Genomic DNA, 14371 nt, shown 5'->3' on the forward strand with positions numbered 1-14371 from the left:
CAAGCCAACCCTCACCCGATTCTTTTGGAATCAGTCAGTTGCGCCCGAATCAGGGGTCAACAGGGCCTGGATCAGGCCGGCGTGGCGGACCTTCTGGGCCTCCCGGCGCAGGCGGCTGGCGGTGAAGATGGCGCACAGCTCGTCGACGGCGGTGTCGAACACCTCGTTGACGATGACGTAGTCGAACTCGTTGAAGTGCAGCATCTCGTCACGGGCCGCGCCCAGGCGCTGGGCGATGACCGCCTCGCTGTCCTGGCCGCGCTTGCGCATGCGGTCCTGCAGGGCCTGCTTGGACGGCGGCAGGATGAACACGGTGACCGTGCCCGGCACCAGCTGGCGCACCTGCTGCGCGCCCTGCCAGTCGATCTCCAGCAGCACGTCCTGGCCGGCGGCCAGCTGCGGTTCAACTGATTGGCGGGCGGTGCCCTTCCAGTCGCCATGCACCCAGGCATGCTCGAAGAAGTCGCCGGCGGCGATCATTTCCTCGAACTTTTCCGCAGAGACGAAATGGTAGTGCTGGCCGTTCACTTCACCCGGGCGCATCGCACGCGAGGTGAAGGAGATCGACAGGGCGATCTGCGGGTCACGCGCCAGGGTGGCATTGACGATGCTGCTCTTGCCGGCACCGGACGGGGCGGCAACGATGTACAGCGTGCCGCGCGCAACGGCCTCCGACGGCTTCGACGGTGCGCTCATGCGGGGGATCCAACGGGTTGATTTCGCAAAATTTTTCCTCGATGTTCCAGATCCGGCGCGGAGGATCGCGCCAGGACGGCGGGGGCTGCGCGGAACATCCTGGAACCAGGCCCGGCAGACGCTTTCCCCGGGGTGCGGGCACGCAACTTTACCAGAGCCGCCCCGTTGCGCGCCCGCCCGGCAGGCGCCGGGCCTTGTGCCACATGGGCGTGCGGGGGCCTGTGCTATAACCGGGCCGTACCCAACGACAGCCCGGAGGCCTGCGCCTCCCCGCCATCCCAGGAGAACGGCATGCCATCGATGAGCCGCCGCCAGTTCCTGAAAGTGACCGGGACAACCCTGGTCGGCTCCAGTCTGGCACTGATGGGCTTCGCGCCCGACATCGCGCTCGCGGAGGTCAGGCAGTACAAGCTGACCCGCGCGACCGAGACCCGCAACACCTGTACCTACTGTTCGGTGGCCTGCGGCATCCTGATGTACAGCCTCGGCGATGGCGCCAAGAACGCCGAGCCGAGCATCTTCCATATCGAAGGCGACCCGGACCATCCGGTCAACCGCGGCACGCTGTGCCCGAAGGGTGCCGGCCTGGCCGACATCATCCACAGCAAGTCGCGCCTGCTCTACCCCGAGTACCGCGCGCCGGGCTCGAACGAGTGGAAGCGGCTGAGCTGGGACGATGCACTGGACCGCATCGCACGGCTGATGAAGGAAGACCGCGATGCCAATTTCGTGCAGAAGAACGAGGCCGGGCAGACGGTCAACCGCTGGCTGACCACCGGCATGCTGGCAGCCTCGGCCACCAGCAATGAAACCGCGGTGCTGACCCACAAGGTCGTCCGCTCCCTTGGCATGTTGGCATTCGACAACCAGGCACGTGTCTGACACGGCCCGACGGTGGCAGGTCTTGCCCCGACGCTAGGCCGTGGTGCGATGACGAATCACTGGGTCGACATCAAGAATGCCGACCTGATCCTGATCATGGGTGGCAATGCCGCCGAGGCGCACCCGTGCGGGTTCAAATGGGTGACCGAGGCCAAGGCACACAACAAGGCCCGGCTGATCGTGGTCGATCCGCGCTTCAACCGCTCGGCCGCGGTGGCCGACGTGTACGCGCCGATCCGCACCGGTACCGACATCGTGTTCCTGGGCGGCCTGATCAACTACCTGTTGACCGAGGACCGCATCCAGCACGAGTACGTGCTGAACTACACCGACATGTCGTTCCTGGTGAAGGACGAGTTCGCCTTCAAGGACGGCCTGTATTCGGGCTACAACGAAGAAAAGCGCAGCTACGACCGTTCCAGCTGGGACTACGCCTACGGTGACGATGGCTTCGTGCGCAGCGACCCGACGCTGAAGGACCCGCGCTGCGTCTACAACCTGCTCAAGCAGCACTACGCGCGCTATACCGTGGAGATGGTCGAACGCATCTGCGGCACGCCGGCCGACAGCATCCGGCAGGTCTGGGAGATGATCGCGTCCACCGCCGGCAAGGACAAGGCGATGACCATCCTGTACGCGCTGGGCTGGACGCAGCACTCCATCGGTGCGCAGAACGTGCGCGCCGGCACCATGGTGCAGTTGCTGCTGGGCAACATCGGCGTGGCCGGTGGTGGCATGAACGCGCTGCGCGGGCATTCCAACATCCAGGGCCTGACCGACATCGGCCTGATGTCCGACCTGCTGCCCGGCTACCTGACATTGCCGAAACAGGACGAGCAGGACTACGACGCCTACATCGCCAAGCGCACGCAGAAGCCGCTGCGCGCCAACCAGATGTCGTTCTGGCAGAACTACCCGAAGTTCCACGTCAGCCTGATGAAGTCGTGGTGGGGCGACGCTGCCACCGCCGACAACAACTGGTGCTTCGACCACCTGCCCAAGCTCGACAAGCCGTACGACATGCTGCAGGCGTACGAGCTGATGAACGAAGGCAAGATCCACGGCTACATCTGCCAGGGCTTCAATCCGCTGGCCTCGGCGCCGAACAAGGGCAAGCTGATCAGTGCGTTCTCCAAGCTGAAGTTCATGGTCAGCATGGACCCGCTGGAAACCGAGACCATCGCCTTCTGGCAGAACCACGGTGCGTTGAACGACGTCGACCCGAGCACGATCCAGACCGAAGTGTTCCGCCTGCCGACCACGTCCTTCGCCGAGGAGAACGGCGCGGTGGTGAACTCCTCGCGCTGGCTGCAGTGGCACTGGAAGGGGGCCAATCCGCCGGGCGAAGCGCGCAGCGACATCGAGATCATGTCCGAGCTGTTCCATCGCATCAAAGCGATGTACGAGAAGGACGGCGGCGCGTGGTGGGAGCCGGTGCGCGACCTGGCCTGGAAGTATTCCAACCCGAAACTGCCGACGCCGGAAGAACTGGCGATGGAATACAACGGCAAGGCGCTGGCCGATGTGTTCGATCCGAAGGACCCGACCAAACTGGTGCGCAAGGCCGGCGAGCAGCTGGCTGCGTTCGGCGACCTGCGCGACGACGGCAGCACCTCCTCTGGCTGCTGGATCTACATCGGTGCCTGGGGCCCGACCGGCAACATGATGGCGCGGCGTGACAACAGCGACCCCACCGGCATCGGCAACACGCTGGGCTGGGCCTGGGCGTGGCCAGCCAACCGCCGCGTGATGTACAACCGCGCCTCGTGCGACGTGGCCGGCCAGCCCTTCGATCCGCGGCGCACGCTGCTGGCCTGGAACGGAAAGAACTGGGGCAGCGTGGACGTGCCGGACTTCAAGGCCGACGAAGACCCGGCCGGCGGCATGGGCCCGTTCATCATGAACCCCGAAGGCATCGCGCGCTTCTTCGCCAAGGCCGGCATGGCCGAGGGACCGTTCCCGGAGCACTACGAGCCCTTCGATACTCCGCTGCGCAGCAACCCGCTCAGCCCGGGCCAGGCGCAGACGCTCAACAACCCGGCCGCGCGCGTGTTCGCCAGCGACCGTGCCCAGATCGGTTCGCCGGACGAGTTCCCGCACGTGGCCACTACCTACCGCCTGACCGAGCATTTCCACTTCTGGACCAAGCACGGCAAGCTCAACGCCATCATCCAGCCCGAACAGTTCGTCGAAATCGGTGCTGCACTGGCCGACGAGCTGGGCATCAACAACGGCAGCCGCGTGCGCGTGAGTTCCAAGCGCGGCCATATCGAAGCCGTTGCGATGGTAACCAAGCGCATCAAGGCCCTGCAGATCGATGGAAAGACCGTGCACCAGGTGGGCATTCCGATCCACTGGGGTTTCCTCGGTGCGGCCAAACCCGGCTACATCGCCAATACGCTGACCAACGCCATCGGTGACGGCAACTCGCAGACGCCCGAATCGAAGTGCATCCTGGTCAAGGTCGAGAAGGTGTAGGAGACACGCCATGTCACTGCAATCGCTGGACATCATCCGCCGCTCGGCCACCACCACGCCCTCGCCACAGGCGCGCAGCGCGCACACCGGCCAGGTCGCCAAGCTGATCGACGTGAGCAAATGCATCGGCTGCAAGGCCTGCCAGGTCGCGTGCATGGAGTGGAACGACCTGCGCGACGAAGTGGGCAGCTGCGTTGGCAGCTATGACAATCCGCCGGACCTCAGCGACCAGTCGTGGACGGTGATGAAGTTCCGCGAGTACGAGGACGAGAAGGGCAAGCTGGAGTGGCTGATCCGCAAGGAAGGCTGCATGCACTGCAGCGACCCGGGCTGCCTGAAGGCCTGCCCATCGCCCGGCGCGATCATCCAGTACGCCAACGGCATCGTCGACTTCCAGGAAGAGAACTGCATCGGCTGCGGTTACTGCGTGACCGGTTGCCCGTTCGACGTGCCGCGCATTTCCAAGAAGGACCACAAGGCCTACAAGTGCACGCTGTGTTCGGACCGGGTGGCGGTAGGCCAGGAGCCGGCCTGCGTGAAGACCTGCCCAACCGGTGCGATCACCTTCGGCAGCAAGCAGGCGATGACCGAGCATGCGGCCGGCCGTGTGGAAGACCTGAAATCGCGCGGCTACGAGAACGCCGGCCTGTACGACCCGCAAGGAGTGGGTGGTACCCACGTGATGTACGTGCTGCAGCATGTGGACAAGCCCGAGCTGTACGCCGATCTGCCCAAGGACCCACGCATCAGCCCGATGGTGGAGGTCTGGAAGGGCGTGGCCAAGCCGCTGGGCGTGCTGGCGATCGCCGCCACCGCCTTCGCCGGCTTCCTGCATTACATCGGCATCGGCCGCAACACGGTCAATGACGAGGAAGAAGAGGAAGCCGAACACGAGGCGAAGCAGATCGAAGAGGAGCAGCGGCCATGAAGTACGCCCCGCACCCGCGCCAGATCATCCGCTACCGTGCGCCGACCCGCATCAATCACTGGATCGTGGCGATCTGCTTCGTGCTGACCGCGCTGTCCGGGTTGGCCCTGTTCCACCCTGCCCTGTTTCCGCTGACGCAGCTGTTCGGCGGTGGGCCGTGGACGCGCATCCTGCATCCGTTCATCGGCCTGGTGATGGTGGTGGGCTTCGCCTTGCTGGCGTTTCGCATGTGGCGCGACAACCTGCCGACCGCCGACGATGGCAAGTGGATGCGCGGCATGCGCGATGTGCTGCGCAATGAGGATGAGAAGCTGCCGCCGGTGGGCCGTTTCAATGCCGGCCAGAAGCTGCTGTTCTGGGCGATCATCGGTTGCCTGTCGGCGCTGCTGCTGACCGGCTTCGTGATCTGGCGGCAGTACTTCAGCCACTTCTTCCCGATCGGGGTGATCCGCTTCTCGGTGCTTGCCCACGCGTTGTTCGGCTGGGTGCTGATCTGCGCGATCGTGGTGCACATCTATGCGGCGATCTGGATCAAGGGGTCGGTGCGGGCGATGACCCAGGGCAAGGTGACCTACGGGTGGGCGTACAAGCATCACCGGCAGTGGTTCCGGGACATCCTGCGCGGGCGCCGGGAAGAGGGGTAGCGGCAGGGCCTGCGGCCCTGCACCCGCAGAGGCAACGTCAACGTCAACGTCAACGTCAACGTCAACGTCAACGTCAAAAGCTGGCTTCCTGAGGGGTGGCCGGGTGGGTCCGGTTGCGGGGGACGCCGTAAACCCGTCCTTGGGGGCTTGGCCGCGGCATCCATGCCGCGGACACCCCCGCAACCGGACCCACCCCGCCTTCGACAGTTTCCTGCGATCTGTCGGGACGGCGTTCTTCGTTGCGATTGGTGGGTGTCGACCTTGGTCGACACGATGAACACGGGAACGACCGAAACCGACTTTTGTAGAGTCGAACCATGCTCGACTGCTCTGCCTCGAACACGCTGGACGCCAGCGCCGACAACGGCGAGGATGGAGGCTGGTTCTTCTGGCTGGCCCTGCATGGCGCAACGCATCCTTGAACCCGGTGAGATCGAGACACTGGCCTCGCGCGATGTTCCGCGCATCATCCTGCCCGATGTCGCTTCCCTGTTCGCCGAGCGCGCGACGCGCCTGCGCAGCCTGGCTGCGCACAGTGCCATCGGCGGTTACCTGCAGTTGCTGGCGGCGTTGGCAGATGCACAGCAGGCACTGCTGGACGAACTGACACCACAGCAACGCGAAGCGCTGCAATCGCAGGCACGTGCGCAGCAGTCGAGTGCGGCGGTCGGTGCCGGCATGCCGTTGCGGCCGGCCAACACACTTCACCTGGATGGACGCTGGCGCGACTGGCTGCGCACGCTGTGCCAGCACTGTGCCGACGAAGCCGGGCTGCCGGCGGAAACCCGCCAGGAGTTGCAGCGCGTCGCCGCGGCCGACGATGCCTGGCTGGAGGCGCAGGCCCATGCCGTGCTGGAGCGTGATGATGCGCCATCGGTGGACGCGGTCGCGGCGCTGCTGGTAATGAACGCACTGCAGGTCTACTGGGCGGTGCTGGCGGACAGCTTCCGCTCCACCGACCTGAAACCGCTGGCCGATGCACCCGGCCTGTGCCCGTTGTGCGGCTCGCTACCGGTGGTCAGCGTGGTGCAGGCACGCCCACCCTATGCGTCCTACCGTTACCTGTCGTGCTCGCTGTGCGCGTGCCAGTGGCACTACGTGCGCGTGCAGTGCAGCCAGTGTGGCACCGCCGGCAAGGACATCGCCTACCGCGCCCTGGCCGATGTGGATGGCGACAGCGGCGAGGCCGTGCGCGAGAGCGCGGTCCGTGCCGAGACCTGCGACCACTGCCACAGCTACCGCAAGATCCTGTACCTGGAAAAGGATCCCTCACTGGAACCGGTCGCCGATGACCTCGGCACGTTGGCGCTGGACCTGCTGCTGGGCGAAGAAGGTTATGCGCGCGCCAGCCAGAATCCGCTGCTGTGGCAATCCGACGGCGAGTGAGGCGATGACAGCCACGCCCTCCACCCCGGCATCGGTTTCCGCCCTGCCCTCGCTGGACCGGTTGCTGCGCCTGCCTGCCCTGGCAGCACTGATCGAGGGCCACGGCCGTAGCCGCATCACCCAGCTGCTGCGTTCGCACCTGCAGGTGCTGCGCGACCGTATCAGCGCCGGCCAGCTTTCGGCCGCGCAGCTGCAGGAAGCGGTTGGCGGTCCGGCGCTGGTCGCGGAGATCGAGTCCGCACTGGCGGCCGATGCACGGCTGGATCTGCAGCCGATGTTCAATCTGACCGGCACCGTACTGCACACCAATCTCGGGCGCGCATTGCTGCCCGATGCCGCCGTGCACGCGGTCAGCCGCGCGATGACCGCGCCGGTGGATCTGGAGTTCGACGTCATTCGTGGTCGTCGCGGCGACCGCGATGCACGGGTGCAGGCATTGATCTGCGAACTGACCGGCGCTGAAGCCGCCACCGTGGTCAACAACAATGCGGCGGCGGTCCTGCTGCTGCTCAACAGCCTGGCCAACCGCCGCGACGTGGTGGTGTCGCGCGGCGAACTGGTGGAGATCGGTGGCGCCTTCCGCATTCCCGACGTGATGCGCAGCGCCGGTGCCCGGCTGCTGGAAGTGGGCACCACCAACCGCACCCATCCGGCTGACTTCGCCAACGCCATCGGCGCGCGCACCGCACTGCTGATGGAGGTGCACGCCAGCAACTACGCGATCACCGGCTTCACCGCCAAGGTCGACACCGCTGCGATGGCGGCAATCGCGCACGAACATGGCCTGCCGCTGGTGGTGGACCTGGGCAGTGGCAGCCTGTGCGATCTGGCCACGTTCGGCCTACCGCACGAGCCCACTGTGCAGGAAACGCTGGCAGACGGCGCCGATCTGGTTTCGTTCAGTGGCGACAAGCTGCTGGGTGGGCCTCAGGCCGGCATCATCGCCGGCCGCGCCGACCTGATCGCGCGGATCAACCGCAACCCGCTCAAGCGCGCGCTGCGCATGGACAAGATGGGCCTGGCTGCGCTGGAAGCGGTGCTGGCCCTGTACCGCGAACCGGAGCTGCTGGCACAGCGCCTACCGACCCTGCGCACGCTGTCGCGCACGCAGAACGACATCGATGCGCAGGCCCAGCGCCTGCTGCAGCCGATGCGTGCCTCGCTGGCGGCGGACTACACCCTCGAGCCTGCGTCGATGCACAGCCAGATCGGCAGCGGCGCGCAGCCACAGGCGCAGCTTGCCAGCGCCGGACTGCGCATTGCCAGCGCACGCCGTGGCGGACTGGATCGCCTGGCCAAGCGCTTGCGTCAGCTACCGCGCCCGGTGCTGGGCCGCATTGCCGATGACGCGTTGTGGCTGGACCTGCGCTGCCTGGAACCCGGGGACGAAGCGGCCTTCCTCGCCCAATGGAGCGCGCTGCAGGCATGATCGTCGGCACCGCCGGGCATATCGACCATGGCAAAACAAGCCTGGTACGCGCACTGACCGGCATCGAAACCGATCGCCTGCAGGAAGAGCGTACGCGCGGCATTTCGATCGAACTGGGCTACGCCTATGTCCCGGTGGAAAGCAGGGACGTCGAAGGCCCGGCGACGACGCTGGGTTTCGTCGACGTGCCGGGCCATGAGCGCTTCGTGCATACGATGGTGGCCGGTGCGACGGGTATCGATGTCGCCCTGCTGGTGATCGCCGCCGACGACGGCGTGATGCCACAGACCCGCGAGCATCTGGCCATCCTGCAACTGCTGGGCGTGAACCGGGGTGCGGTGGCCCTGACCAAGATCGACCGTGTGGATGCGGCGCGCGTCGCCCGGGTCGAGATCGAGATCGCTGCGCTGCTCGCCGCGACACCGTTGCAGGATTCTCCTCTGTTCGCCTGCAACAGCACCGCACCCGACGATGCCGGCATCAGCGCACTGCGTACCCAGCTGCACGCGTGGGCGGCGGACGACGCCAGCGCGCGCCAGGCCGAACTGCGCAGCGAGCTGTTCCGCATGCCGGTGGACCGCGTGTTCTCGCTGGCCGGCCACGGCACGCTGGTGACCGGCGCGGTACATGGCGGCATCGCCTTGGTGGGTGAGCATCTGCAGCTGATGCCGGCCGCCACTGAAGTACGCATACGCAGCATCCACGCGCAGAACCAGGCCAGCGACCACGCGATGGCCGGGCAGCGCTGCGCGTTGAACCTGGCAGCCATCGCCCGTGACGACATCCGCCGTGGCGACTGGATCGCCGACCCGCGCGCACTGCTGGCCACCACCCGCGTTGATGTACGGCTGCGGCTGTCCGCGTTGGCCGCACCGTTGCGCGACTGGGCGCCGCTGCATATCCACTGGGGCACGATGCACCGGCAGGCCCATGTGGTGCTGCTGGAGGACCCGGACCAAGGCGATGGGCAGTTGGTGCAGCTGGTGTTCGATGCACCGGTCTGTGCGATGTGTGGTGATCGCTTCATCGCCCGCGATTCAGCGGCCACCCACACGCTGGGCGGCGGCATCGTGCTCGATCCGGACCCGCCACAGCGGCGCCGGCGCAGCCCTGCACGCCTGGCGTGGCTGGTGGCGCTGGAACAGCTGGCCACCAGCGCAGATGTTGGCCCGCTGCTTCAGCAGGCGGCCACCGGAATTCCATTGGCCGCACTGCAGCGCTACTGCCGGCGCGCCGCCGACCGGATCGATCTTCCCGCAGGCGCACAGCGCATCGCCACCCGCGACGACACGGTGGTCATCCTCGCTGCGCACTGGCAGGTGCTACGCGAACAGGTAATCGCCTCACTGCGTGGCTGGCATGAACGACGCCCTGACGAACCCGGTGTCGACAGCGGGCGCCTGCAACGCAGCACCCTGCCTGCACTGGCAACGAGCCTGTGGAACGCGCTTCTCCAGGACCTGCTGGACGACGGCAGCGTGCAGCGCGTGGGCGCCTGGTGGCGCCTGCCCGGCCATGACCATGCGCCACCGGAACGCGAGCGTCTGCTGCTGGAACGCGTGCTGCCGCAACTGCACGCCGGTGGCTTCGATCCGCCGTGGGTGCGCACCCTGGCCGCCGACATCGGCCTGGCCGAAGACGAGGTCCGCGCCGTCCTGCGCCGCGCCACCACACGTGGCGAACTGTTCCAGGTGGTACCGGACCTGTTCTATGCACCGGCCCGCATTGCCGAGCTGGCCACGATCGTCGCGCAGCTGTCGCAGGCCAGCGGCGCGGTGGATGCGGCCGCTTTCCGCGATGCCATCGGCCTGGGCCGCAAGCGCAGCATCCAGATCTTGGAGTTCTTCAATCGCGTTGGCTACACTCGACGCGTCGGTGACCAGCATCGGCCGCGTGGCGACCTGCAGTGGAACGCAGCGCGCGACTGAGCCCACCGGTACCGCGGTACTTTCGGAAGGCATGCGCATCCGGGCATGCGGCTGGGCTTCAAACCCAGTAGGGGGCGTCGATCGTTCCCTGGTAGGTTCGACTCCTGCTGCCTTCCGCCATTCGTGTTTCCGCAGGAGATGTCGGCATGGCCACGCACGCGCAGTCCCCCGCCCCTTCGACGGCCGATGCCCCACAACGACTGACCTCTCTGGCACATGGTGGCGGTTGTGGCTGCAAGATCGCGCCGGGCGTGCTGAGCGAACTGCTGCGCGGCGTTCCGGCGCTTCCGGCACCGGCTGAGCTGCTGGTTGGTCGCGAGACCAGCGACGACGCCGCGGTGTACCGCCTTGATGACCGCCAGGCGATTGTCGCCACCACCGATTTCTTCATGCCCATCGTCGACGACCCGTTCGACTTCGGCCGCATCGCCGCCACCAACGCGTTGTCGGACCTGTACGCGATGGGTGCCCGGCCATTGTTCGCACTGGCCATCGTCGGCATGCCGATCAACACGCTGCCGCAGGACACCATCCGCGGCATCCTGCAGGGCGGCGAACGCGCCTGCGCCGATGCCGGCATCGTGGTGGCCGGTGGCCACAGCATCGATTCGGTGGAACCGATCTATGGCCTTGCCGCGATCGGCGTGCTCGACCCGCAGCGGCTCAAGCGCAATGCCGATGCCCGCGCCGGCGATGTGCTGGTGCTGGGCAAGCCGTTGGGCGTGGGCGTGTATTCGTCAGCACTGAAAAAAGAAGTGCTGGACGCCGACGGCTACCGGCAGATGATCGAGTCGACCACCCGACTTAACACCGTGGGCGTGCCGCTGGCGGCGCTGGACGGCGTGCATGCGATGACCGACGTCACCGGCTTCGGCCTGCTCGGCCACCTGCTGGAAGTGTGCCGTGCCAGTGGCGTTGCCGCCGAGGTGGACAGTGCACAGATGCCACTGCTGCCACAGGCGCTGGAGCTGCTGCAGCGTGGCTGCGTGACCGGCGCCTCCAACCGTAACTGGGCCTCCTATGGCACCGAGGTGCACTTCGCCGAGGGGTTGCCAGCATATTGGCAGCCGCTGCTGACAGATCCGCAGACCAGTGGCGGGCTGTTGGTGTCCTGTGCCCCGGAAGCGGTGGATGCGGTGCTGGCCTGTTTCCACGACGCAGGGTTCGTCCAGGCAGCCGTGATCGGCCGCTTGAGCGCTGGAACACCGGGCGTCAGCGTGCGCTGATGCGCGGAAACGACAAGGGCGCCCGAAGGCGCCCTTGTCGTTTCGCCGGGTGCAGCATCACTCGATGTTCTGCACCTGTTCGCGGATCTGGTCGATCAGCACCTTCAGCTCCACCGCGGCATTGGACGTACGGCTGTCCACCGACTTCGAGCCCAGCGTGTTGGCTTCGCGGTTGAACTCCTGCAGCAGGAAGTCCAGGCGGCGGCCGACCGGCTCACGCTGCTTGAGCACGCGGCGGATCTCGACGATGTGGCTGCCAAGACGGTCCAGCTCTTCATCCACGTCCAGCTTCTGCAGCCACAGCACCAGCTCCTGCTCGGCACGGCCGGGGTCGACCGGGTGCGGCAGGTCAGCCAGGCGTGCGGCCAGCTTGGCGCGCTGGCCGTCGCGAATGGCCGGAATCAGCGTGCGGACTTCGGTGGCGATGCGTTCGATGCCGTCCACGCGCTCGCTGATGGCGGCCGACAACTTGCCGCCTTCGCGCTCACGGGCCTCGACGAAGCCGTCCAGCACCTGGTCCAGCAGGGCCAGTGCCTCGACCTGCAGGGCGGCGGCATCGGTGGCCTCGCCACGGGTCACGCCCGGCAGCTGCAGCAGGTCGGTGAAGCTGACCTGCAGGTTGGGGAAATCGGAGGTCAGGCGGTGGGCCAGGCGGCCCAGCTGGCCCAGCAGGGCCTCGTCCACCTGCAGGTTGGCCGCCGCTTCCGGCGCGCGCAGGCGCATCACCAGATCCAGCTTGCCACGGCTCAGGCGTGCGGCGATGCGCTCGCGCAGCTGCGGTTCGAGCGCCCGCAGTTCCTCGGGCAGGCGGGTGCCGACCTCCAGGAAGCGGTGGTTGACCGAGCGCAGCTCGCAGCCCAGCGTGCCCCACGGGGTGACCCGCTCGCCGCCGGCATAGGCGGTCATGCTTCGAATCATGGATTGTGTCCGGTGCGTGCAAAGGGGGAATGGTACCCTAGCGCCCTCACCAGAGCCCCTTGCCCGCCCCGTGAAGGCCGCGGGCGTGGCGGCGTACTCCCTCGCCATTACGGAACCCGCACCATGTCCGATTCCCGCCCCAGCGGCCGCCAGCCCGACCAGCTCCGCCCGGTCGTCATCCAACGCGGCTTCACCCGCCACGCCGAAGGTTCGGTGCTGGTGTGCTTCGGTGAAACCCGCGTGCTGTGCACCGCCAGCGTCGAGAACCGCGTGCCGGGCTTCCTGCGCGGCAAGGGCGAAGGCTGGGTCACCGCCGAGTACGGCATGCTGCCGCGCGCCACCCACACCCGTAGTGACCGTGAAGCGGCCCGTGGCAAGCAGGGCGGCCGCACGCTGGAGATCCAGCGCCTGATCGGCCGCAGCCTGCGCGCGTGCGTGGACCGCAACGCGCTGGGCGAACGCACCATTACCCTCGACTGCGACGTGCTGCAGGCCGACGGTGGCACCCGCACCGCCGCCATCACCGGCGCCTACGTGGCCCTGGTCGATGCAGTGAACGTGCTGATGAAGCGCGGCGACATCAAGCGCAACCCGATCCTGGGCGCAGTGGCCGCCGTGTCGGTGGGCGTCTACCGCGGCACCCCGGTGCTGGACCTGGACTACGCCGAAGACAGCGACTGCGACACCGACATGAACGTGGTGATGAACGACGGTGGCGGCTTCATCGAGCTGCAGGGCACCGCCGAAGGCCATGCCTTCCGCCGCGACGAGCTGGACGCGCTGCTGGGCCTGGCCGAAAAGGGCGTGCGCGAGCTGCTGGCCGCGCAGCAGGCAGCGCTGTCGGCATGAACCGGCGCCTTGCCCTGGCCACCCTGGTGGTGGCCGATTACGACGAAGCCATCGCCTGGTACACCGGCAAGCTCGGCTTCGCACTGTTGGAGGACATCGACCAGGGCCACAAGCGCTGGGTGGTGGTCGGCCCGACCGACGGCAGCGCCGCCGCGCTGCTGCTGGCCCGTGCCAGCAATGAGGAGCAGCGCAGCCGCATCGGCAATCAGACCGGTGGCCGGGTAGCCTTCTTCCTCAACACCGATGACTTCCACCGCGACCACGCGGCGATGCTGGCCGCCGGCGTCGAGTTCCTGGAAGCGCCGCGCGAAGAACCCTATGCAACGGTTGCGGTGTTCCGCGATCTGTATGGCAACACCTGGGACCTGCTGGAGCCCCGTCAATGAAGAAACTGGTACTGGCCAGCCACAACGCCGGCAAGCTGGTGGAGATGCAGGAGATCCTCGCCGACCTGCCGCTGCAGATCACCTCGGCCGCCGAACTCGGCCTGGGTGACGTGGAAGAGACCGGCCTGACCTTCGTCGAGAACGCGCTGCTGAAGGCGCGCGCCGCCTGCGAAGCGACCGGCCTGCCGGCGCTGGCCGATGATTCGGGCCTGATCGTCGACGCCCTCGGCGGTGCGCCGGGCCTGTACAGCGCGCGCTATGCCGGTCACCCGACCAACGCGGCGGCCAACAACGCCAAGCTGCTGGACGCGATGGCCGATGTTCCCGACGGCCAGCGCAGCGCCCGGTTCTATGCGGTGATCGTGCTGCTGCGCCACGCCACCGACCCGCAGCCGCTGATCTGCGAAGGCCGTTGGGAGGGCCAGATCATCCGCGAGCTGCGCGGCACGAATGGTTTCGGCTACAACCCGGTGTTCCTGGACACCACCCACGGCCTGACCGCCGCGGAAATGGAGCCGGCGCTGAAGAACGCCATCAGCCACCGCGCCATTGCCCTGCAGCAGCTCAAGCAACAGCTGGCGACGCTGTACTGACGCCACCCGATCGAACCAGGGAAGCCGG

At 67.1% G+C, this 14371-nt stretch carries 12 protein-coding genes and 1 tRNA gene; 11 read left to right on the forward strand and 2 right to left on the reverse strand.

The window, feature by feature from the left end; genetic code table 11:
* Positions 1–30 precede the first annotated feature (30 nt).
* Positions 31–696 carry a guanylate kinase gene (gene gmk / locus GOC52_RS16585; protein WP_010484044.1) on the reverse strand — a complete coding sequence of 222 codons (666 nt, stop codon included), beginning with the start codon at positions 694–696 and terminating at the stop codon, positions 31–33.
* Positions 697–987: 291 nt separating this feature from the next.
* Here gmk and fdnG point away from each other — a divergent pair, with 291 nt between their 5' ends.
* The 8 genes from fdnG to selD all read left to right on the forward strand — a co-directional run bounded on the left by fdnG (position 988) and on the right by selD (position 11597).
* Positions 988–4056: a formate dehydrogenase-N subunit alpha gene (gene fdnG, locus GOC52_RS16590; protein WP_191849937.1), complete on the forward strand. Its 3069-nt coding sequence runs from the start codon at positions 988–990 to the stop codon at positions 4054–4056.
* A 10-nt stretch (positions 4057–4066) separates the two neighbouring features.
* Entirely contained in the window at positions 4067–4984 is a 918-nt protein-coding gene (gene fdxH / locus GOC52_RS16595) for a formate dehydrogenase subunit beta (RefSeq protein WP_010484042.1), read from the forward strand.
* Entirely contained in the window at positions 4981–5628 is a 648-nt protein-coding gene (locus tag GOC52_RS16600; protein WP_010484041.1) for a formate dehydrogenase subunit gamma, read from the forward strand. The genes fdxH and GOC52_RS16600 overlap by 4 nt, the downstream gene beginning before the upstream one ends.
* Before the next feature lie 402 nt (positions 5629–6030).
* On the forward strand, positions 6031–7014 hold the full coding sequence (gene fdhE / locus GOC52_RS16605) for a formate dehydrogenase accessory protein FdhE (RefSeq protein ID WP_191849940.1): 984 nt from the start codon (positions 6031–6033) through the stop codon (positions 7012–7014).
* A gap of 4 nt (positions 7015–7018) precedes the next feature.
* Positions 7019–8443 (forward strand): L-seryl-tRNA(Sec) selenium transferase, encoded by a 1425-nt coding sequence (selA, locus tag GOC52_RS16610; RefSeq protein ID WP_191849942.1) that lies wholly within the window; start codon positions 7019–7021, stop codon positions 8441–8443.
* Positions 8440–10371 (forward strand): selenocysteine-specific translation elongation factor, encoded by a 1932-nt coding sequence (gene selB / locus GOC52_RS16615; protein ID WP_191849944.1) that lies wholly within the window; start codon positions 8440–8442, stop codon positions 10369–10371. The genes selA and selB overlap by 4 nt, the downstream gene beginning before the upstream one ends.
* Positions 10372–10395: 24 nt before the next feature.
* Positions 10396–10491: transfer RNA gene (locus tag GOC52_RS16620), tRNA-Sec, on the forward strand.
* A gap of 26 nt (positions 10492–10517) precedes the next feature.
* Positions 10518–11597 carry a selenide, water dikinase SelD gene (gene selD / locus GOC52_RS16625; protein WP_191849946.1) on the forward strand — a complete coding sequence of 360 codons (1080 nt, stop codon included), beginning with the start codon at positions 10518–10520 and terminating at the stop codon, positions 11595–11597.
* Between the two features lie 57 nt (positions 11598–11654).
* Here selD and GOC52_RS16630 read toward each other — a convergent pair whose 3' ends face one another.
* A complete protein-coding gene (locus GOC52_RS16630) occupies positions 11655–12515 on the reverse strand; it encodes a YicC/YloC family endoribonuclease (protein ID WP_019661992.1) in 861 nt (286 codons plus the stop codon).
* Positions 12516–12638: 123 nt separating this feature from the next.
* Here GOC52_RS16630 and rph point away from each other — a divergent pair, with 123 nt between their 5' ends.
* The 3 genes from rph to rdgB are packed head-to-tail and all read left to right on the forward strand — an operon-like array spanning position 12639 to position 14343.
* Positions 12639–13364, forward strand: coding sequence for a ribonuclease PH (gene rph, locus GOC52_RS16635; RefSeq protein WP_008267511.1), 726 nt, complete (start codon positions 12639–12641; stop codon positions 13362–13364).
* Positions 13361–13750 carry a VOC family protein gene (locus tag GOC52_RS16640; protein WP_191849948.1) on the forward strand — a complete coding sequence of 130 codons (390 nt, stop codon included), beginning with the start codon at positions 13361–13363 and terminating at the stop codon, positions 13748–13750. Before rph ends, GOC52_RS16640 begins: the two co-directional genes overlap by 4 nt.
* Entirely contained in the window at positions 13747–14343 is a 597-nt protein-coding gene (gene rdgB / locus GOC52_RS16645; RefSeq protein WP_010484033.1) for an RdgB/HAM1 family non-canonical purine NTP pyrophosphatase, read from the forward strand. Before GOC52_RS16640 ends, rdgB begins: the two co-directional genes overlap by 4 nt.
* The last annotated feature ends 28 nt before the right edge of the window (positions 14344–14371 follow it).

This window comes from Stenotrophomonas sp. SXG-1 (genome assembly GCF_014083965.1).
GTDB lineage: Bacteria > Pseudomonadota > Gammaproteobacteria > Xanthomonadales > Xanthomonadaceae > Stenotrophomonas > Stenotrophomonas geniculata.